Raw genomic sequence first — 18,611 nt, forward strand, 5'->3', positions numbered from 1 at the left:
GGAGCGGTAGTTCAGTTGGTTAGAATACCGGCCTGTCACGCCGGGGGTCGCGGGTTCGAGTCCCGTCCGCTCCGCCAACACATTAAAGCCTCGTCATGCGACGAGGCTTTTTTGTTTCTGCATTATTGAATTTGTGTTCCTGTCGGTCGCAACGATATTCGCATCGTGGTGTTATTATCGCTCTGTGATTTGAATATCAATCCATGCTGTTATATTCGTTATAATCCCTTATTAGAGGTAACTATCGTTGGACTGCCGTGTCGGATGTGGCGCATGTTGTGTAGCGCCGTCAATTACCAGTGCCATTCCCGGGATGCCTAATGGTAAGCCCGCTGGCGTGCGTTGTGTGCAGTTAGATGACGATAACCTCTGCCAACTATTTGGGCAGCCTGAGCGCCCTGACGTATGTCTGCAGTTTTCAGCAACCGAAGATGTTTGTGGACATAGCAATGATGAAGCCTATCAAATCATCACGCTATTAGAGCAACAAACATCTCAATAGGACGGGCACATGCAACTGACGCGGTATACAGATTTGGGGATTCGGACACTGATGTATTTGGCGCTAGATCCTGCTCGTGAGCGGTTATTTCGTATTGCGGAGATCACTGAAGTATTCGAGTTATCACCCAACCATGTGTCTAAGATTGTGCATCATTTAGGTAAGACGGGTTATTTAAAGACCGTTCGCGGAAAAGCCGGTGGTTTTCGCTTAGCGATGGAGCCCGCAGCAATCAATATCGGGCGCCTGGTGCGCGACCTTGAGCATTCACTTGAACCTGTTGATTGCAACAAGCCTTATTGTCGGCTACTGCCAGCGTGTCATCTTAAAGGGATTCTAGCTGATGCGGTAAACGCTTATCTGCATGTATTGGATCGCTACACCTTAGCGGATGTTGTCGCTAATGGTAACGAACTGCATGGCTTGCTACCTAACAGCGACGCGAGTGCGGCTCGTTTCAGCTAAAGTTGCTCTTTATCGTTACTTGCTTTGGAGCGCTCTTTAGCGAATTGTAAGGTGAGTAGCTCCGAGGCTTTGACCAATTCAACACCTTGTTGCTGTAACTCTGGCTTGAGGCTGTGTTTGAGAAACTCAATGGTTTCTGGATAGGGATGAGCAATCAGTACCGCTTGTCCCTGTTGTTTCGCCAGTGTCAGCGCTGTGGCAAGTTGTTGTTTCAACGCGCGCTGGTCAACTCGGTTATCTAAAAACACTTGGCGTTTGAGTAACGGCACATTAAAGGTTTGCGCCTCATAGCTGGCCTTTGAGAAGCGTGTAGTGACACTATCTACAAAGTAAAAGTTTTCTCCCCGTAATACTTCCATTAACCACTGCATAGGCTGGTCTAGCTGTGTCAGTAGGCTACCCATGTGGTTATTACTGCCCTTGGCGTAAGGCACGCTTTTAATGGCATCTGCTACGGCTTGCTTGAAATGTGCTTCATCCATTTGGTTATTCAACCCACCAGGCCCCATCGCCTTGCCGTTTAAGGCTTGCATAGGCAGGTGAACTATAATCTCATGGCCTTTTGCGTGGGCTTGCTCGGCAAGTTTACGTCCAAGAGGTGTATGAGGGAGCACTGATAAGGTAATGCCGGCAGGAAGAGACAGGGTATCCTCGTCGGTGTGACGATAGCCAATATCATCGATGATAATAGCCAGTTGTCCAGCACTGCAATATAAGCTGGCGAGGGCTAATACAACCCCAAGTAAAAGTCGGCGCACTATTGTTATAGATTAAGTCTTATTAAAATGATTTGGCTACCGCTATCGTTACTGCTTGTTGGCGGCGATCCTTATCTGTGTATGTTATACCAGTAACCGCCCTAGGGCTGTCAAGCCAAGCCTACGTTTAGCGGCAGTATTTAGCTGGGTTTTCTGCTTCACCTTTATGACGAATTTCAAAATATAGCCCTGCTTGATTTTGTCCACCTGAGCGGCCAACTAACGCTATCTCTTCGCCGGCTTTCACGCTATCGCCAACGTCTTTCAGCAAGGCTTGAGAATAACCGTAGAGACTCATAAAGCCTTGACCATGGTCGATGACCATCAATAACCCAAAGCCTTTAAGCCAATCAGCATAGATGACTTTACCTGATGCTGGCGCTGATACTGTTTGCCCTTCAACGGCATCAATGACCACTCCTTTCCAGCGTATATTGCCGGAACGGGCACTGCCGAAGCTATTACGTAGGCTGCCCTTGGTTGGCCAGTTCAACTTACCGTTGCTTTTGGCTAGTCCTTCCATAGCTGGGTTCTCGGCGGCGGCTTTTATTGCTTGCTCAATGACACGTTTAAGTGAGGCTTCTTCTATCTGCAGTTGCTCCAGACCAGACGCTTTTTTATCAATGAGTTGCTGCAATTGGGCCAAGGTGTTTTGCCGTTGTTGCTGTTCGGCAGAAAGCTGTTTTGACTGTGCCCTTTGGTCGATGGCCAGAGCACTAAGGCGCTCATTTTCTTGCTTAGCTTGCTGCTGTACTTTGACCAGCTCTTTATGGGTTTGTTTTAGGGTATCAATGGCGGCAATGCGCGCTTTATTCAGATATTGATAATAAGTGAGTAGCCGCTCAACGGTGGCTGGATCTTGCTGATTCAATAGCATTTTACTGTAATCGTGATTACCTGCTAGGTAGGCGCTCTTGAGCTGCTTGGCTAATACGCGCTGCTGTTCATTTTGCTGCTTGGTGAGATCCGCTTCTTGGCCGTTCAGTTTTTTGATATTGGCCTGCGATGTGCTCAATTGATTTTCTGTGTCGTTGAGTTTTTTAGCGGCATCACCAATGGCGCGTTCGTCACGTTTAAGTAACTGCAGTAATTTATCGCGCTGCTGGCTGTTACTGCGCAGATCTTGCTGTTCAGAGGCAATTTGTTGCTGAATAGCCTGCAACTCCGACTGACGTTTATTCAGATCAGAGGCATGTGCCAGCGTACTGGATAAAATAAGAAAGCCAGCAACAATGCTGGCTTTCACTTTAGCGTTAATAATCACGGATGCGTGGTTACTCTTTAACGTGGATGATAGCCTTGCCGGTCATTTCTGCCGGTACTTCCTGTCCTAACAGCGTCAACATTGACGGGGCGATATCACTCAGACGGCCGCCGTTGTCGATGTCAGCATTACGACCAACATAGATGAACGGTACGAGCTCGCTTGTGTGCGCGGTATGTGGCTGGCCAGTGGTTTCATCCACCATTTTTTCAGCATTGCCATGGTCAGCAGTAATGATGCATTCACCACCGACTTTTTCCAGTGCCGTAACCACTCGACCTAAACAATGGTCTACCGCTTCGCAGGCTTTTACGGCAGCGTCAAAACTACCAGTGTGGCCGACCATATCCCCGTTAGGATAGTTACAGATAATGACATCATATTGAGATGATTCAATGGCTTCAACTAACTTATCGGTCAGTTCTTTTGAACTCATCTCAGGTTGTAGGTCATAAGTCGCTACTTTCGGGGAGTTAATCAGAATACGATCTTCACCTGTAAATGGTGTTTCAAGGCCACCATTGAAGAAAAAGGTGACGTGCGCGTATTTCTCAGTTTCTGAGATACGTAGCTGACGCATGCCCAATTTTTGCAGTGTTTCACCGAAGGTATTTACGAGATCTTCTTTAGGGAAGGCGACAGGGGCATCAATGTCTGCCGCGTATTCGGTCAACATGGTGAAATTTACTTTTGGTGTTTTGTTACGAACAAAACCATCAAAGTCTGGATTAACAAACGCACGGGTGATTTGACGCGCGCGGTCGGCTCGGAAGTTCATAAAGATCAGTGAATCACCGTCATTCAACTCAACTTTTTCGCCGATGGTGGTGGCGGCTACAAACTCATCGTTCTCGTCACGGGCATAAGCTGCTTCCAACGCCGCCACGGCTGAATCCGCGGCGTGTTTGCCTTTACCTTCAGTGATCACTTCGTAAGCTTGAGCAACTCGATCCCAGCGATTGTCGCGATCCATGGCGTAGTATCGGCCAACAACGGAGGCGATTTTGCCCACCCCTAGGTCAGCAAATAGTTTGTCGAACTGCTCTAGGCTGCCTTTAGCGCTACGTGGCGGCGTATCGCGGCCATCGAGGAATGCATGCAGATAGATGGCTTTAGCACCGCGTTTGGCGGCCATTTGGCACATCGCTGCGATGTGGCTCTCATGGCTGTGGACACCGCCAGCAGACAGCAAGCCCATAATGTGCACCGCGCCATCGTTAGCAATCGCGGTATCTACCGCGGTGACTAAGGCTGGATTATCAAAAAATTCGCCGTCGTCAATGGCTTTGCCAATGCGGGTCAATTCTTGGTACACAATACGGCCGGAGCCAATATTGATATGGCCAACTTCGGAGTTACCCATCTGCCCATCAGGCAGCCCCACGTCCAAGCCTGAGCCTGAAATAAGGTTGTGGGCATATTTTTGCGCAAGACTATCGAGCACGGGAGTCTTAGCGTGGAACACAGCATTACTGCTGGTTTCACAGCGTGAACCCCATCCGTCGAGAATCAATAACGCCAGAGGACCTTTAATTGCCTTCATAATTGATACCTAGATGTAATTGAAAAATTCTTTATTGATTAAATATTACTACAGCTTTAGTGGCCGAAATAGCGCCATCAAACCGATTGTGCTGATGGAATTCATCGTTATTTGCGGTTTGATCGTCCTAGAAAAGCCGCGCTTTAACTGCTGCAATCTGGCTGGGGGATGGGTATACTCAGCGCTTATCATTCTGGGGCAAGCTCAATACAGGCTGTAATAATGCAGGAATATATCGATTTTTTTCACGCTCATACTATGTTGTGTGTCGCGTGGATTGCGTTACTCGGGGCATTGATTGTCACGACATTTAAAATGGCGTTTTCAAAAGTAAAAACCATTAACACTCAACAAGCTACCTTGCTGATTAATAAGGAAGAAGCTGTAGTGATTGATGTGCGTGGTAAAGATGAATTTCGTAAAGGCCACATTGTGAACGCCGTCAATATGCCGATGGCTGATATCAAAAATAGCCGCGCAAACCTTGAAAAGCACAAATCTAAACCCATCATACTGGTATGCAATGCTGGCATGACTTCATCCCAAGCTGCGCAAATTTTAGTAAAAGATGGCTTTGAACAGGTATACAGCCTCAAAGGCGGTATGGGGGAATGGCAGGCGGCCAATATGCCTGTTAGTCGCAAGAAGTAACCGCGACCATATGACTGTTAAGTTTAATTAGGGATGATGACCGGGACTCCGCGTAACAGATGCCCTCGACAAAAATAGCCCAGTAGGGCATCGAAAAAGAATAGGTAAAGCATTATGGCTGAAGCTACAAACAACGAACCTCAAGGCCCACAATTCAACATTCAACGCGTATATATCAAAGACGTGTCGTTTGAAACTCCAAATAGCCCTGCCATTTTCCAAAAAGAATGGACTCCAGAAGTTAAATTGGATCTTGATACTCGCAGCTCAAAACTGGGTGATGACGTATACGAAGTGATCCTGTCTTTGACCGCAACCGCTACTTTGGGCGAAGAAACTGCTTTCCTGTGTGAAGTTCAACAAGCAGGTATCTTCACTATCTCTGGTCTGACTGAGCCACAAATGGCCCATTCAATCGGCGCATATTGCCCGAACGTGCTGTTCCCATATGCACGTGAAACCATTGCTAGCTTAGTATCTCGTGGTACTTTCCCACAGCTGAACCTAGCACCAGTGAACTTTGATGCGCTGTTTGCACAATATGTTCAGTCTCGCCAAGCTGAAGCTACGGCAGCCTCTGAAAACGCAGAAGCGTAATTCGCAATGACCACCGAAGCTGAAATTACCGTACTAGGAGCTGGCTCCTACGGCACTGCACTGGCCATCTCTTTGGCCAGCAACGGCCACCGCACCGTACTTTGGGGACATCAGGTAGCCCATGTTGCCAAGTTGGCCCAAGCGCGTTGCAATGAAGAGTTTTTACCAGGGATTCCATTCCCTGATGAACTCATTATGGAAGCTGACTTAACTAAGGCGGTGGCGGCTTCACGCAACTTGCTGATTGTGGTGCCTAGTCACGTGTTTGCTGATGTGCTGGCACAGGCCAAACCTTTGTTGCGTCCTGATGCTCGCATCGTTTGGGCCACCAAAGGGCTGGAGCCACACACTGGGCGTCTGCTGAAAGATGTCGCGTGTGAAGTGATTGGTGATCAATATCCACTCGCGGTGTTATCTGGCCCGACGTTCGCTAAAGAGTTGGCCGCTGGTTTACCCACCGCGATTTCGGTCGCCGGTACTGATGATGCGTTTACCGCGGATATCGCCGAACTGCTGCACAGTCCAAAGCGTTTACGTGTTTATGGCAATGATGATTTTATTGGTTTGCAACTTGGTGGTGCGGTGAAAAACGTTATCGCCATTGGTGCGGGCATGTCTGACGGTATTGGTTTTGGGGCTAACGCGCGAACTGCATTGATCACTCGTGGCTTAGTAGAGTTGACTCGTCTAGGCGTGGCGCTCGGCGCCAAAGACTCGACCTTTATGGGGATGGCTGGCCTAGGCGACTTGGTACTCACCTGTACCGATAACCAATCACGCAATCGCCGTTTTGGTATGGCATTGGGCCAAGGGCTTGACGTGGATACCGCACAAACTCAGATTGGCCAAGTGGTTGAAGGTTACCGCAACACCAAGGAGGTGTTTACTCTGGCGAGTCGCCTAGGGGTAGAGATGCCGATTACTGAGCAGATCTATCAAGTGCTGTACCAAGGCAAATCTCCGTTAGACGCAGCAAAAGAGCTGTTGGCACGTGAGAAAAAGTCAGAAACTGGCAGTAACGATTAACAGCAAATTTGGTTATAGAAAAGGATTCCCGCGGGAATCCTTTTTGTTTTATGTGCTGAGCTTAACGCTAGTCTTGTTGTAGCTTGCGGCCATACAGCAGTAAATAGATTGCGGGCAGCACGAACAGCGACAGAATGGGCGCGGTAATCATACCGCCGACCATAGGCGCGGCAATCTTCTGCATGACTTCATTACCGGAACCTGCGCCCCACATAATCGGCAACAAACCAAAGAAGATGGTGGCAACGGTCATCGCTTTGGGGCGAATACGCATCACGGCTCCCTCAATCAGCGCGGCTTTAAGGTCGCTCACGGCATGATATTGGTTGTTATCTTGTCGATGCTTAATGGCATTGTTGAGATAAACCAGCATCACTACGCCAAACTCGGAGGCAACCCCCGCAAGGGCAATCATCCCCACGGCGACGGCGGCGGAGAAGTTATAACCTAAGCCGTACAATACCCAAGTACTGCCAACCAAGGCGAACGGCAGCGACAGCATAATAATGGCCGCTTGTTGAGCGGAGCCAAAGGTCATCATCAGCAAAATGAAGATGACGGCTAATGCCATCGGCACCACTTGCTCTAGCTTGGCGGTCACGCGTTGCATGTATTCATATTGCCCCGCAAATGCGTAGCTATAACGTGGTGGCAGTTTCACATTAGCCGCTAATATCGGTTTCACGGTATCGATGTATTCACCAATTGAGGTGCCTTTGATATCGACAAAAACCCAAGAGATTAACCGGCCGTTTTCACTTTTCAGCATTGGTGCGCCGTCAGTGATTTCGATATCGGCCAGATTTCGTAGCGGCAGGTAGTTACCCGATTTGGTTATCACAGGCAGATCGCGCAGTTTCTCAATGTTGTCACGCAGCTCACGTGGATAGCGTAAGTTGATGGGGTAACGTTCCGCACCTTGTACCGATTCACCCACATCCATTCCGCCGATGGCGTAACGCACCACGTCTTGAATATCACTTAAGGTCATGCCGTAGCGCGAGGCCACATCTAATTTCGGCGTAATATCAATGTAACGACCACCCCCCACACGTTCGGCATAGGCAGAGCGGGTATGTGGTTGTTGCATCAGCAGCGCTTCAATCTGTGCGCCAATACTTTGCAGCTCATTGATGTCAGACCCGGTGATTTTAATGCCGACAGGGGTTTTGATACCGGTGGAGAGCATGTCGATACGGGTCTTGATTGGCTGCACCCAGGCGTTGGTTAAGCCGGGGACTTTCACCGTTTGCTGCAGCTGGTCAATGATATCGTCCAGCGTCATGCCTGCGCGCCACTCATCTTTAGGCTTGAGCATGATGGTGGTTTCCAGCATGGTCAGCGGGGCTGGGTCAGTGGCGGTATCGGCGCGACCTACTTTACCGAAGACGCGTTTTACTTCGGGCACTGTTTTAATCAACCGATCAGTTTGTTGTAGCAGCTGTGAGGCTTTACCTGCGCTGATCCCCGGTAGGGTGGTTGGCATGTAAAGCAGATCGCCTTCCTCTAAGTCCGGCATAAACTCACTGCCCATGCGAGTGGCGGGATACCAAGCGCTGATTAGCGTCACAATGGCTAACACTAAGGTGAGTTTCGGAAAGCGTAGCACCAGTGACAGCAACGGCTTGTAGCCAGCAATTAGTACGCGGCTGAGTGGGTTGCTGGTTTCGGATGGGATTTTACCGCGAATGAACATGCCCATCAGAATCGGTACTAAGGTAACCGATAGAATGGCGGCGGCGCCCATGGCGAAGGTTTTGGTGTAAGCCAGTGGGGTGAACAGACGGCCTTCTTGATCTTCTAGCGCAAATACTGGCACAAAGCTCAAGGTGATGATTAGCAGTGAGAAAAACAGCGCTGGCCCGACTTCTTTAGACGATTCGGCCACAATTGCCCAGTGCTCGGTAAGGTTAGGGCGTCGCTGGTGCTCATGCTGAAAATGCTCGAGATGCTTGTGCATGTTCTCGATCATCACAATGGCGCCGTCCACCACTGCACCAATGGCAATAGCGATGCCCCCTAAGCTCATGATATTGGCGTTGACACCCATGTGGTTCATCACAATAAATGCCATCAGAATCGACATTGGCAAAGTGATCACCGCCACCAAGGTTGAGCGAGCGTGCATCAGAAACAGTAAGCAGACAATACTGACCACTACCATCTCTTCAATCACTTTATGCACTAAGTTTTCGACCGAGTTTTCAATCAGGGTTGAGCGGTCATAGGTTGGCACCACCTCCACGCCTTGCGGCAAACCGGCCTGCAGCTCAGTCAACTTGGCTTTAACAGCTTCGATGGTGGCTAAGGCATTTTCGCCATAACGCATCACGATGATACCGCCGACGGTTTCGCCTTCACCGTTGAGTTCAGCAATGCCACGGCGAGCGGCGGGGCCTTTGCGGATATTAGCAATATCTCTCAGCAGCAGCGGTGTACCCGCTGGGCTGGTAACCCCAAGTGGGATCTCTTGAAAGTCCTCTAAAGTTTGACGATAACCTTTGGCGCGCACCATATATTCAGCTTCCGCCATCTCAACCACTGAGCCGCCCGCTTCACTGTTAGCTTTGTTGATAGCGTTGCGAATGCTGGCAATATCCAGTTTGTAGAGCGCCATTTTGTCGGGGTCGAGGATAATTTGGTAGGTTTGCTCCATACCGCCAACAGTGGCCACTTCCGACACGCCTGCGACGCTTTGCAGTTCCAGTTTTAAATACCAGTCTTGCAAGCTTTTCAGCTGTGACAAATCGAGTTTGCCACTGTGATCAACCAGCGAGTATTCGTAAACCCAACCCACGCCTGATGCATCTGGCCCGAGTGATGGTTGCACCCCATCGGGCAGACGACTGCCCACTTGGCTTAAGTATTCTAATACGCGAGAGCGAGCCCAGTAGATATCGGTGCCATCTTCAAAAATCACATAGACATAAGAGTCGCCGAACATGGAAAATCCACGTACAGTTTTAGCGCCCGGCACCGCTAGCATTGCGGTGGATAGTGGATAGGTGATCTGTTCTTCCACTAATTTTGGCGCTTGGCCGGGATATTCAGTTTTAATGATGACCTGCACATCTGACAGATCCGGCAACGCATCCAGCGGCGTTTGTTTAAGCGCATGAATGCCCACCGCCATCACAATCACTGCCAGCACTAATACCATTACGCGCTGGCGAATGGATGCCTCAATGATGGTCTTCAGCATTGGTGGCCTCCTGTGGCTGTTGAGCGGACAGTCTTAACAAGCTGCCTTTGAGGCTGGCTTCTGAGTCCAGCAGGAACTGGCCAGAGATCACTACGTCATCACCGTCGGAAATACCGGAGAGAATTTCCACTTGGCCACGGCTCATCATGCCCGTGGTGACTTGTTTGGCAACAAAACCATGGTTGCTGGTTTTGACCACCACGCGGTTGGCTTTACCGGTTTGGATCAGCGCTTCTTGTGGCACCACTAACGCATCTTTATTGGCGCCACCGTAGATGGACACTTTCGCCAACGTATTGGGGCGTAACTTGACGCTAGGGTTATCGAGCACCACGCGCACACGTAAGCTGCGGGTGACGGGATCAAGTTCTGGGTAGATATAATCAATCTTGCCCTCTAAGCCTTTAATCCCCATTGCTGGAATATTCACTTCGGCGGCTTGGCCCACTTGCAGCCAGCTTTGCTCATTTTCAAACACATCGGCAATGACCCACACCTTGTGCAGATCTACCATAGAGAGCACTTCGGTGGCGGGTTGTAGATACATGCCGTCGCGAATGTTCAGTTCTGTCACATAGCCGTCTGTCTCGGCATAAAACGGCACTCTAAACAGCGTCTTGCCGGTTTTCTCTAGATTTTCGATCTGTGCGCGATTGATGCCAAGTAGCTCCAGACGGGTTTGCGCCTTACGTAGCAATTCGCTATTGCGGCTGTTATTACCGTGTTGTCGCAAACTATCTGCGGCAAGCAGGTAGTCATCTTGTGCATTGACCAACTCTGGGGAATAGAGTTCGTACAGCAGTTGGCCTTTCTTGATTTGCTCACCAGCGGCATTCACCGAGAGTTTTTCTACCCAGCCACTGACACGTGAGTGAATATGGGTGATCTGGCTCTGGTCGTAATCAATTTCACCGACGGTATCGACAAAGCGCCACATGGTTTGGTGATGTGCTTTAGTAACTTTAAGTGCGAGCGCTTGCTGCATACCGCCAGAAACGTTGACTTGCACTTGGTCTTGCTGGCCGCCCATCTCGACTTTTTCCAGTGTCATACCACAAATCGGGCAGGTACCGGGTTCATCCATCACAATCTGCGGATGCATTGGACAAACATATTTGATGGTGCCGCCGCCGTTACTATCGGCCTGTGGCACCAATTTGTGGGTCGATACCGCGTTCGCTGTTGTTGCGTCATGTTGGTGGTCGACATGTTCCATCTGCACTTGCTTGGCGCCATCTTCCTTCTCTACTAGGAACATACCGCAAATGGGACAACGCCCCGGCTCGTGAGTAATCACCTCCGGATGCATCGGGCAGGTATAGGTTTTGCCTTCATCTTGCGCTTTGTTTGCTGAGCTTTTGTCAGCGGTTGACCCTGCCGTAACTGCTGCGTTTTGCTGCGGTGTGGCATTGTCATCATCTTTTACTAAAAACATGCCGCAAATTGGGCAGCGACCTGGTTTGTCGCTGCGCTCTTGCGGATGCATTGGACAATAATATTCGCCGTGCACATGGGACTGCACCGCGTTGGCTATTGGGCTGGTATCGCCCGCAGTGGCTGCCAGCAAAGGCGCTGCTGGTGGCAGCGCTGCGGTTAATGCCATGGCAAATAGGCATGTCATTTTATGCGTGTGGTGTTTACGACTCATGACCTCATTCCTCTACTTCAATGTCACCAAAGTGCCTGATTACTGTTGGTGCATATGTGTCATATCGTCATGCGGCATCTGCTTCATGTCGTGGTCGTGATGGGGCATATCGCTGTGTTCCATCGCTTTAGCTGGCACTAACATCATGCCGCATTTAGGGCAATTGTCACCTTTGTGACCAGTCACTTCTGGATGCATTGGGCAGTGGTAAACCGCTGCGTCGGCTTTTACCAAGGTCATGCCGCATTTCGGGCAAGTATCACCTTTCTTGCCGGTCACCTCAGGGTGCATTGGGCAATGATAGACTTCAGCGGCATTGGCATGCTGATGTTGATGTTCAGTCGCTTGTTGCTCTGCCGCGGCAGTGTTAAATGCAAAAGCCATAGCCAGCAGCGCAGCAAACGCCAGTGATAAATAAGATTTCATGAGTATTCTCCAACGGGCATTATTGCCAACGCGTGAATTAAGCGCAGCAACACCCAAAAAGCCAAACATATAGGATTGAGTTACGGTAAATTTTAGGCACACGTGTGCCGTAGCAATCAGGCTATTGGTGGTTTAAAGGCTGGATTGGCAGCAATGGAGGAGAAATGAGGAGCAGGAGTCGCGACTATTCCCTCTGGCAATGGATGACCAGTGGGATTTGGGGCAGACATGAGATATCCAGCAACCGAAACGACTAAGCACTGACATTGCCCTTTACACATCCCTTTGCCATTGCAGCAATGATGAGAAGGCACGTCGGGAAGCACACTATTGGCCTGCTCGCCATCACAGCAAGTGGACATGTCAACTTCGTCACAGTGGGTAGCGGTGCTCATAGATTGATGATGGTTCATCATCATTTGCTCCATAGGTTGTGCATTGGCTGTGGCAATCATCATATGGCCATTCGATAGCAGCCCTTGCCCGACAAACGCGAGCAATAGCAATACGATCTTAAGGCGACGACTCATGCTAAACATATCAATGAACATTCCTAATCGGTGTCTGCGTACTTACCTTGGATGAGTTCATTATAGAACGGGTCCTTAGCAAGCTTTTATACATTAAATGAAATGATGAGCGCTTAGCAATCACTTAAAAATGATCGTTTTCACAAAACGCATTAAATATGCAAATAATGGAATATGCGCATATTTCCCTCAGTTGCCGTCGATAATCTGTACTATGAGTGGGCAGAATAAAATCAACGTGAATCAGTAATTCCTTGTTCACGATCAATGAATCTAACCTAGAATTGTAGTGCAGTAATGGCGATTGGTTGCAGGAAAAAACTAATCTCGGCCGTCTGTTAGCGATAATCAGTCTATTTTATAGCAGAGTTAGAGATAGGTCTCATTTTCGATTTTTAACGCCCGATTCATGAACAAAAGTTGGTTTATAATCGAAACCCTTAAAAAGGGGTCCCTATTTCAGATAGTGATAATTAAAAAAGATTTTGGAGAAGAGTGATGAATTGGCGTGCACTATTCAAACCTAGCGCGAAGTTTTCTATCCTGTCTCTGCTGGTCATCGGTATTGTGATCGGCGTGATTGGTTATTTCGCAACCCAACAAACCTTGCATGCGACTAGCCAAGACGCGTTTTGTATGACTTGTCACAGCAACCATTCACTTCAGAAGGAGTTGATGGCATCTGCCCACGGTAACAACCCGCAAGGTATCACCGTTAGCTGTCAAGATTGTCACTTGCCACACAATCCTATCAAATACTTAGTGAAAAAAATCATTGTGTCTAAAGACCTGTATGGTTACCTGACCATCGATGGTTTCAACACTCAAGAATGGTTGAATGAAAACCGTAAAGAACAAGCTGATAAAGCACTTGCTGAATTCCGTGCTAACGATTCTGAAAACTGTCAGCATTGCCATACTCGCATTTTCGAAAATCAGCCTGAAGGCATGAAGAAAATCGCTAAACGTATGCATGAAATGAACTTCAAAAAGCCTGAAGAAAAACGCAAAACTTGTGTGGATTGCCACAAAGGTGTTGCTCACTTCTATCCAAAAGGCTAATCACATCGATTAATGTAAAAACCGGTGCTCAGGCGCCGGTTTTTTTATTGTGGCAATGAATCCCCTGCTAGTGGTGAATCTTGGCACTGCGGGGCACAATGAATAAGGCCGCGATATTGCGGCCTTATTCAGTCTGTGGTTATTTAAAAGGGCAAACTGAAACCTACGCTGAACGTACGGCCCATGCCTTTAAAATAACGGTTGTCGTTGGGCACTGTTTGCGCGTAGTAACCAAAGTAATCTCGATTCAGCAGATTCTGTATTCCCAACGTTAAGTTACCTTGATATAGCGGCATGTTGAATGACGCATCAACAGTCACATAGCCATCAAATTCAGCATATTGGTCACCGCTTGCCGTCTCAAAATCACGATTCATAAAATAGTTGGCTTGAATGCGACTGCTGATGTCGGTGCTGTATCTGTGCTCCCAAAACAGGTTGAGACGATTGGGCGCAATATTGGCACCGTCAAGGTCGGTATCGATATGACCATCCTCGTTTGAATCGTACTCACCTTGTTGCAATGCTAGGGTCATCCCAAGATCATCACTGTCGGTGAGATAACCGGTCACACTGGCCTCTATCCCTTCGATAACGCTTTTTTCGCGTTTGACGTCGTAGAAACCGTCAGCATTCATTGCCAGACGAGCTCCGAGTTTCGCCTCGGAACGATACAGCGCAATTTTGGTGCTTAACAGCTCATGTTGATAATCCAAGCCGAATTCGTAATTGTCTGTGACAATCGGTTCCAGTGTGAGCGACGTTTCAATACTGGCTCCAGTATCCGGAAAGCTAGCGCCATCACGTAGGATTCGTCCAATGTCAGCCATACCAAAGCCTTGGTTGTAACTGGTATAGAGCCGCAAAGATGGGGTGAAGTTATAGCTCAAGCCAATATTGAACAATGATTGGTTAAAATCGGGTTTACCTCCGGCGATCTGCTTGTCACCTGAAGCCCACAAGGTTTTATAGTCATCCACAATCAGCTTGGCATATTCGTAGCGCAGGCCACCCGAAATGGTCAGTTGTTTTAATGGTGAGAAGCTCAACTGCGCGTACGGGGCAATATTGTCGTAGCGGGTTTCCGGTACCCAAGAGCGGCCTGTTTGCACTAAATCCTGTTCGGTGGTGTCACGGAACAGGTCAATACCATAGGCGAGATCAACACCTGAGTCAGCGATATTATTGGCGATCAATGACGCTTTAAGGCCCCACTTATTGGACTTATTACGCGACTGATCATAGAAATAGTTTTCACCATTGCTGCCAGTGTCACAGCTGGTTAAGCCCGTTGTGCCGTCAAACGCTGGGTCGTAAAAACTAGCAAAACACCCGCCACCGTAGACACCTTGGAAATTCTGATTAAATAGTTGCAGTTCCAGTTGTTGGCCTGCGAGATTGTTGTGTTTGTAACTTAAACTACTGGTAGTTACTTCATTGTTCGCCGCTTGCCATGGCTGCCGCTGTTTTACTGCTGACGTGGCGATATTGTTGGCAAAACTGCCTTTTACTGGCATCCAGTCGCCATTATTGTCAATATTGAAATGGTTCACCATGAATTCTAAGCGTGACTCACCGAAGTTATAGCCAAACTTGAGAAAGAAGTCTTTACTCTGGCTGTCCATCGATTCACCTTGGGTGGAATCAACGCCGATAACATCATCATTGGCATCATAGTAGACACCGTTACTGTGGTAACTGGCTGAGCCCAACATATCCACATCGCCAATGGTGCCTGAAAACGCGTAGTTAGCACCAAAACTCAGACTGTCAGCCGCAAAACTGGTGGGGGCCGAAACATCAAAACTCACGCGACTTTCGTTGTGGCCGCTAGGCTTTTTAGTGATGTAGTTGATGATTCCGCCCTGTGCTCCTAAGCCGTGCATCGCGTTGGCGCCATGAATAATCTCAATCCGCTCAATCATCATAGGGTCGATGGTTTGGCCTGCACGCCCTCCGTTACGGAGTGGATTTGACTGCGGCACACCATCGATCATGATAAGGGGCTGACGACCACGCAGCGTTTCACCGGTATTGGTCATCTTCTGTCGGCTGGGTGAGAAGCTTGGTGCCAAATTACCAATAATCGTCGACAGATCGCGAGTCGCGGCTAACTGTTGTTGCAGTTGTGCTTGATCAATCACGGTGACAGTATTGGGGATGGCACTTAGCGGCTTTTCCATGCGGCTTGATGTAATCACTAACGTTTCCATCTCCGCATCTTTGGCGATGGAAACTTGACTAGAAAGACCTGATAGCACTGATAAAGCAACGAGCGAAGGGGCGAATTTCATTATCATTCCTATGGTTGAGCATGGCGGTATTAAGACAATAATTGTTACGGTATAGGGTGTTATAAATCATACGCAAATGAAAATCGTTTTCATCTGCGTGGTTGGCGGCGAGTATAAGAATCGCGCTAAAAACTGTCCAGTGTTTATGTACATTTTTGTAAAACAGTATAGGAATGTGTGTAATGAACGCTTACCTTGTGGCGTAATTCTGGCGTAGCCGTAAAACTTTTAACTTGCCTGTGCTATTGTTGGCGCAATTTTCGTTAAATCCAAAATCAGACGATTCGCACTATGCATAATATTGCCGAGATTATTGCTCAAGAACTGCAAGTTCGTGAGCAGCAGGTGGCTGCCACCATTACTTTGTTAGATGAAGGCGCGACCGTGCCTTTTATTGCTCGTTATCGTAAAGAAGTCACCGGTGGCTTGGACGATACCCAACTGCGTAACCTGTTCTCCCGTTTAGGTTATCTGCGCGAACTAAATGAACGTCGGCAGGTGATCATCACCTCCATTGATGCCCAAGGCAAACTCACCCCTGAGCTGCGACAAGCCTTGAACGATGCCGATACTAAAACGCGCCTCGAAGATCTTTATCTACCTTATAAACCTAAACGCCGCACCAAAGGCCAAATTGCGATTGAAGCCGGTATTGAGCCGCTGGCGGACACACTGTTGGCGGCTGCAGGTCATGCAGCTGTTGATCCGGAAGTAGAAGCGACCGCGTTTATCAATGCGGAAGCTGGCTTTTCGGATGCTAAAGCGGTGCTCGATGGTGCGCGCTACATCCTTATGGAACGCTTTGCCGAAGATGCCGAATTGTTAGCTAAAGTACGCCGCTACATTGCAGATAACGCCGTGCTAGAAAGCAAAATGGTGACAGGCAAAGAGCTGGAGGGCGCCAAGTTTCGCGATTACTTTGAGCACAGCGAGCCGTTAGCCACTGTACCGTCGCACCGAGCGTTGGCGATGCTGCGTGGTCGCAATGAAGGCATATTGTCGCTGACCATTAACGCCGATCCTAATAGCGAAGGCAGCGGCAGCTACTGCGAGCAGATCATTGCCGCCCATGAAGGCCTCAGTTTTGGCACTAACGCCGTTGATAGTTGGTTGAGCACAGTGGTGACTGCAACTTGGCGCATCAAGATCGCCTTGCAGACGGAAACCGAATTCATTGGTCAGATGCGTGAACTGGCTGAAGGTGAAGCGATTAAAGTATTCGCCCGCAACTTGGGTGATTTGCTGATGGCCGCCCCCGCAGGGGCTAAAGCAACGATGGGGCTCGACCCTGGATTGCGTACCGGCGTGAAAGTGGCGCTGGTAAACGACACCGGTAAGCTGGTGGCACATACCACCATCTTCCCTCATGCACCGCAAAATCAATGGGATAAGTCAGTGCGTACGCTGGCGAACCTCGTCAAAATGCACAGCATCGAATTGATCGCCATTGGTAACGGTACCGCCTCGCGTGAAACCGATCGTCTGGCTGCCGATGTCATTGCCGAAGTGAAAGCCGATATGCCTAGTCTGACCAAAGTGGTCGTGAGCGAAGCGGGCGCTTCGGTCTATTCCGCATCAGAGCTGGCGGCCAACGAGTTCCCTGACTTGGACGTATCCCTGCGTGGTGCAGTCTCTATTGCCCGCCGCCTGCAAGATCCATTGGCTGAATTAGTAAAAATTGAGCCAAAATCTATTGGGGTCGGTCAATATCAGCATGATGTTAGCCAAAGTCAGTTATCTGCCTCGTTGGAAGCGGTGGTTGAAGACTGCGTGAACAGTGTGGGGGTTGATGTGAACATGGCGTCAGCGCCATTGCTGAGCCAAGTGGCTGGACTCAACCGTACATTGGCGCAGAACATTGTTGATTTTCGTGATGAAAATGGTCGTTTCAACAGCCGCAAAGAGTTGCTTAAAGTGCCACGTCTGGGGCCAAAAGCGTTTGAACAATCTGCGGGCTTCTTGCGCATCCGTGATGGTAGCAATGCACTGGATGCTTCGGCGGTTCACCCGGAAGCCTATGCGCTGGTGGAGCATATCGCCTCAGCTAAAGGTAGCCCAGTTGATGCCTTGATTGGCAACTCTAGCGTGCTGAATGCCATTAATCCAAGCGACTTTACCACGGCCGAATTTGGCGTGCCGACCATTACCGACATCCTTAAAGAGTTGGATAAACCCGGCCGTGACCCGCGTGGTGAGTTTAAAACCGCGACCTTCAAAGAGGGCGTAGAAGAGATTAAAGATCTGCGTCCCGAGATGATTTTGGAAGGCGTGGTCACTAACGTGACTAACTTTGGTGCCTTTGTCGATATCGGTGTGCACCAGGATGGTTTAGTGCATATTTCCTCACTCACCGACAAGTTCGTTAGTGATCCGCATACCGTGGTCAAAGCGGGTGATGTGGTGAAAGTGAAAGTGATGGATGTGGATGTTGCACGCCGTCGTATTGGCTTGACGATGCGCTTAGATGAAAAGCCGGCCGAAAAAGCCCCTAGCCGCAATGAGCGTCCGGCGGCGAAAGCGTCTGGCAAACCAGCACCGAAAGCGAATGGTAGGCCAGCCAAACGACCAGAGAACAAACAAGTGAACGCCGCCATGGGCAACGCCTTTGCTGAGGCCTTCGCCAAGTTGAAAAAGTAACTGCGT

At 49.1% G+C, this 18,611-nt stretch carries 15 protein-coding genes and 1 tRNA gene; 8 read left to right on the forward strand and 8 right to left on the reverse strand.

Features of this window, described 5'->3' with window-relative positions; genetic code table 11:
* From ACN0TT_RS13480 to ACN0TT_RS13490, 3 genes are all read left to right on the forward strand, one after another.
* Positions 1–77: transfer RNA gene (locus ACN0TT_RS13480), tRNA-Asp, on the forward strand.
* Positions 78–247: 170 nt separating this feature from the next.
* Positions 248–502, forward strand: coding sequence for a YkgJ family cysteine cluster protein (locus ACN0TT_RS13485; protein WP_417762669.1), 255 nt, complete (start codon positions 248–250; stop codon positions 500–502).
* Positions 503–511: 9 nt separating this feature from the next.
* Positions 512–967: an Rrf2 family transcriptional regulator gene (locus tag ACN0TT_RS13490; protein ID WP_417762670.1), complete on the forward strand. Its 456-nt coding sequence runs from the start codon at positions 512–514 to the stop codon at positions 965–967.
* Here ACN0TT_RS13490 and ACN0TT_RS13495 read toward each other — a convergent pair.
* From ACN0TT_RS13495 to gpmM, 3 genes are all read right to left on the reverse strand, one after another.
* Positions 964–1,725, reverse strand: a complete 762-nt coding sequence (locus ACN0TT_RS13495) for a divergent polysaccharide deacetylase family protein (protein ID WP_417762671.1) — start codon at positions 1,723–1,725, stop codon at positions 964–966. The two genes, ACN0TT_RS13490 and ACN0TT_RS13495, sit on opposite strands and share 4 nt — an antisense overlap.
* A gap of 127 nt (positions 1,726–1,852) precedes the next feature.
* Positions 1,853–2,989, reverse strand: coding sequence for a murein hydrolase activator EnvC family protein (locus ACN0TT_RS13500; RefSeq protein WP_417762672.1), 1,137 nt, complete (start codon positions 2,987–2,989; stop codon positions 1,853–1,855).
* A gap of 10 nt (positions 2,990–2,999) precedes the next feature.
* Complete coding sequence (gene gpmM, locus ACN0TT_RS13505; protein WP_417762673.1) at positions 3,000–4,532, reverse strand: 2,3-bisphosphoglycerate-independent phosphoglycerate mutase; 1,533 nt, start codon at positions 4,530–4,532, stop codon at positions 3,000–3,002.
* Positions 4,533–4,754: 222 nt separating this feature from the next.
* On the opposite strand from gpmM, the gene ACN0TT_RS13510 reads away from it, so the two are divergent.
* From ACN0TT_RS13510 to gpsA, 3 genes are all read left to right on the forward strand, one after another.
* A complete protein-coding gene (locus tag ACN0TT_RS13510) occupies positions 4,755–5,183 on the forward strand; it encodes a rhodanese-like domain-containing protein (protein ID WP_417762674.1) in 429 nt (142 codons plus the stop codon).
* A 114-nt stretch (positions 5,184–5,297) separates the two neighbouring features.
* Complete coding sequence (gene secB / locus ACN0TT_RS13515; protein ID WP_417762675.1) at positions 5,298–5,780, forward strand: protein-export chaperone SecB; 483 nt, start codon at positions 5,298–5,300, stop codon at positions 5,778–5,780.
* Positions 5,781–5,786: 6 nt separating this feature from the next.
* Positions 5,787–6,806, forward strand: coding sequence for an NAD(P)H-dependent glycerol-3-phosphate dehydrogenase (gene gpsA / locus ACN0TT_RS13520; protein WP_417762676.1), 1,020 nt, complete (start codon positions 5,787–5,789; stop codon positions 6,804–6,806).
* Between the two features lie 67 nt (positions 6,807–6,873).
* Here gpsA and ACN0TT_RS13525 read toward each other — a convergent pair whose 3' ends face one another.
* The 4 genes from ACN0TT_RS13525 to ACN0TT_RS13540 form a co-directional block, all read right to left on the reverse strand.
* Entirely contained in the window at positions 6,874–10,008 is a 3,135-nt protein-coding gene (locus ACN0TT_RS13525) for an efflux RND transporter permease subunit (RefSeq protein WP_417762677.1), read from the reverse strand.
* Positions 9,989–11,656: an efflux RND transporter periplasmic adaptor subunit gene (locus tag ACN0TT_RS13530; RefSeq protein WP_417762678.1), complete on the reverse strand. Its 1,668-nt coding sequence runs from the start codon at positions 11,654–11,656 to the stop codon at positions 9,989–9,991. Before ACN0TT_RS13530 ends, ACN0TT_RS13525 begins: the two co-directional genes overlap by 20 nt.
* Positions 11,657–11,695: 39 nt before the next feature.
* Positions 11,696–12,082, reverse strand: coding sequence for a heavy metal-binding domain-containing protein (locus ACN0TT_RS13535; RefSeq protein WP_417762679.1), 387 nt, complete (start codon positions 12,080–12,082; stop codon positions 11,696–11,698).
* Positions 12,083–12,198: 116 nt separating this feature from the next.
* Positions 12,199–12,621, reverse strand: a complete 423-nt coding sequence (locus ACN0TT_RS13540; RefSeq protein WP_417762680.1) for a hypothetical protein — start codon at positions 12,619–12,621, stop codon at positions 12,199–12,201.
* A 489-nt stretch (positions 12,622–13,110) separates the two neighbouring features.
* Between ACN0TT_RS13540 and ACN0TT_RS13545 the strand changes: the two genes are divergently transcribed.
* On the forward strand, positions 13,111–13,674 hold the full coding sequence (locus ACN0TT_RS13545) for a NapC/NirT family cytochrome c (RefSeq protein WP_417762681.1): 564 nt from the start codon (positions 13,111–13,113) through the stop codon (positions 13,672–13,674).
* Positions 13,675–13,817: 143 nt separating this feature from the next.
* Here the strand turns inward: ACN0TT_RS13545 and ACN0TT_RS13550 are convergent, their stop codons facing one another.
* The gene (locus ACN0TT_RS13550; RefSeq protein ID WP_417762682.1) at positions 13,818–15,968 is read right to left on the reverse strand and encodes a TonB-dependent receptor; all 2,151 of its coding nucleotides are present in this window, start codon (positions 15,966–15,968) and stop codon (positions 13,818–13,820) included.
* A gap of 291 nt (positions 15,969–16,259) precedes the next feature.
* Here ACN0TT_RS13550 and ACN0TT_RS13555 point away from each other — a divergent pair, with 291 nt between their 5' ends.
* Positions 16,260–18,605 (forward strand): Tex family protein, encoded by a 2,346-nt coding sequence (locus ACN0TT_RS13555; protein WP_417762683.1) that lies wholly within the window; start codon positions 16,260–16,262, stop codon positions 18,603–18,605.
* Positions 18,606–18,611: the final 6 nt, after the last annotated feature.

This window comes from Shewanella sp. (assembly GCF_048265805.1).
In the GTDB taxonomy this organism is placed as follows: domain Bacteria; phylum Pseudomonadota; class Gammaproteobacteria; order Enterobacterales; family Shewanellaceae; genus Shewanella.

What these genes read in the sequence shown, in the direction of transcription:
- ACN0TT_RS13525 (WP_417762677.1), bottom strand. Translation starts at nt 10,008, where the DNA reads ATGCTGAAGACCATCATTGAGGCATCCATTCGCCAGCGCGTAATGGTA.
- ACN0TT_RS13555 (WP_417762683.1), top strand. Translation starts at nt 16,260, where the DNA reads ATGCATAATATTGCCGAGATTATTGCTCAAGAACTGCAAGTTCGTGAG.
- secB (WP_417762675.1), top strand. Translation starts at nt 5,298, where the DNA reads ATGGCTGAAGCTACAAACAACGAACCTCAAGGCCCACAATTCAACATT.
- ACN0TT_RS13540 (WP_417762680.1), bottom strand. Translation starts at nt 12,621, where the DNA reads ATGTTTAGCATGAGTCGTCGCCTTAAGATCGTATTGCTATTGCTCGCG.
- ACN0TT_RS13535 (WP_417762679.1), bottom strand. Translation starts at nt 12,082, where the DNA reads ATGAAATCTTATTTATCACTGGCGTTTGCTGCGCTGCTGGCTATGGCT.
- ACN0TT_RS13510 (WP_417762674.1), top strand. Translation starts at nt 4,755, where the DNA reads ATGCAGGAATATATCGATTTTTTTCACGCTCATACTATGTTGTGTGTC.
- ACN0TT_RS13545 (WP_417762681.1), top strand. Translation starts at nt 13,111, where the DNA reads ATGAATTGGCGTGCACTATTCAAACCTAGCGCGAAGTTTTCTATCCTG.
- gpsA (WP_417762676.1), top strand. Translation starts at nt 5,787, where the DNA reads ATGACCACCGAAGCTGAAATTACCGTACTAGGAGCTGGCTCCTACGGC.
- ACN0TT_RS13550 (WP_417762682.1), bottom strand. Translation starts at nt 15,968, where the DNA reads ATGAAATTCGCCCCTTCGCTCGTTGCTTTATCAGTGCTATCAGGTCTT.
- ACN0TT_RS13530 (WP_417762678.1), bottom strand. Translation starts at nt 11,656, where the DNA reads ATGAGTCGTAAACACCACACGCATAAAATGACATGCCTATTTGCCATG.
- ACN0TT_RS13490 (WP_417762670.1), top strand. Translation starts at nt 512, where the DNA reads ATGCAACTGACGCGGTATACAGATTTGGGGATTCGGACACTGATGTAT.
- gpmM (WP_417762673.1), bottom strand. Translation starts at nt 4,532, where the DNA reads ATGAAGGCAATTAAAGGTCCTCTGGCGTTATTGATTCTCGACGGATGG.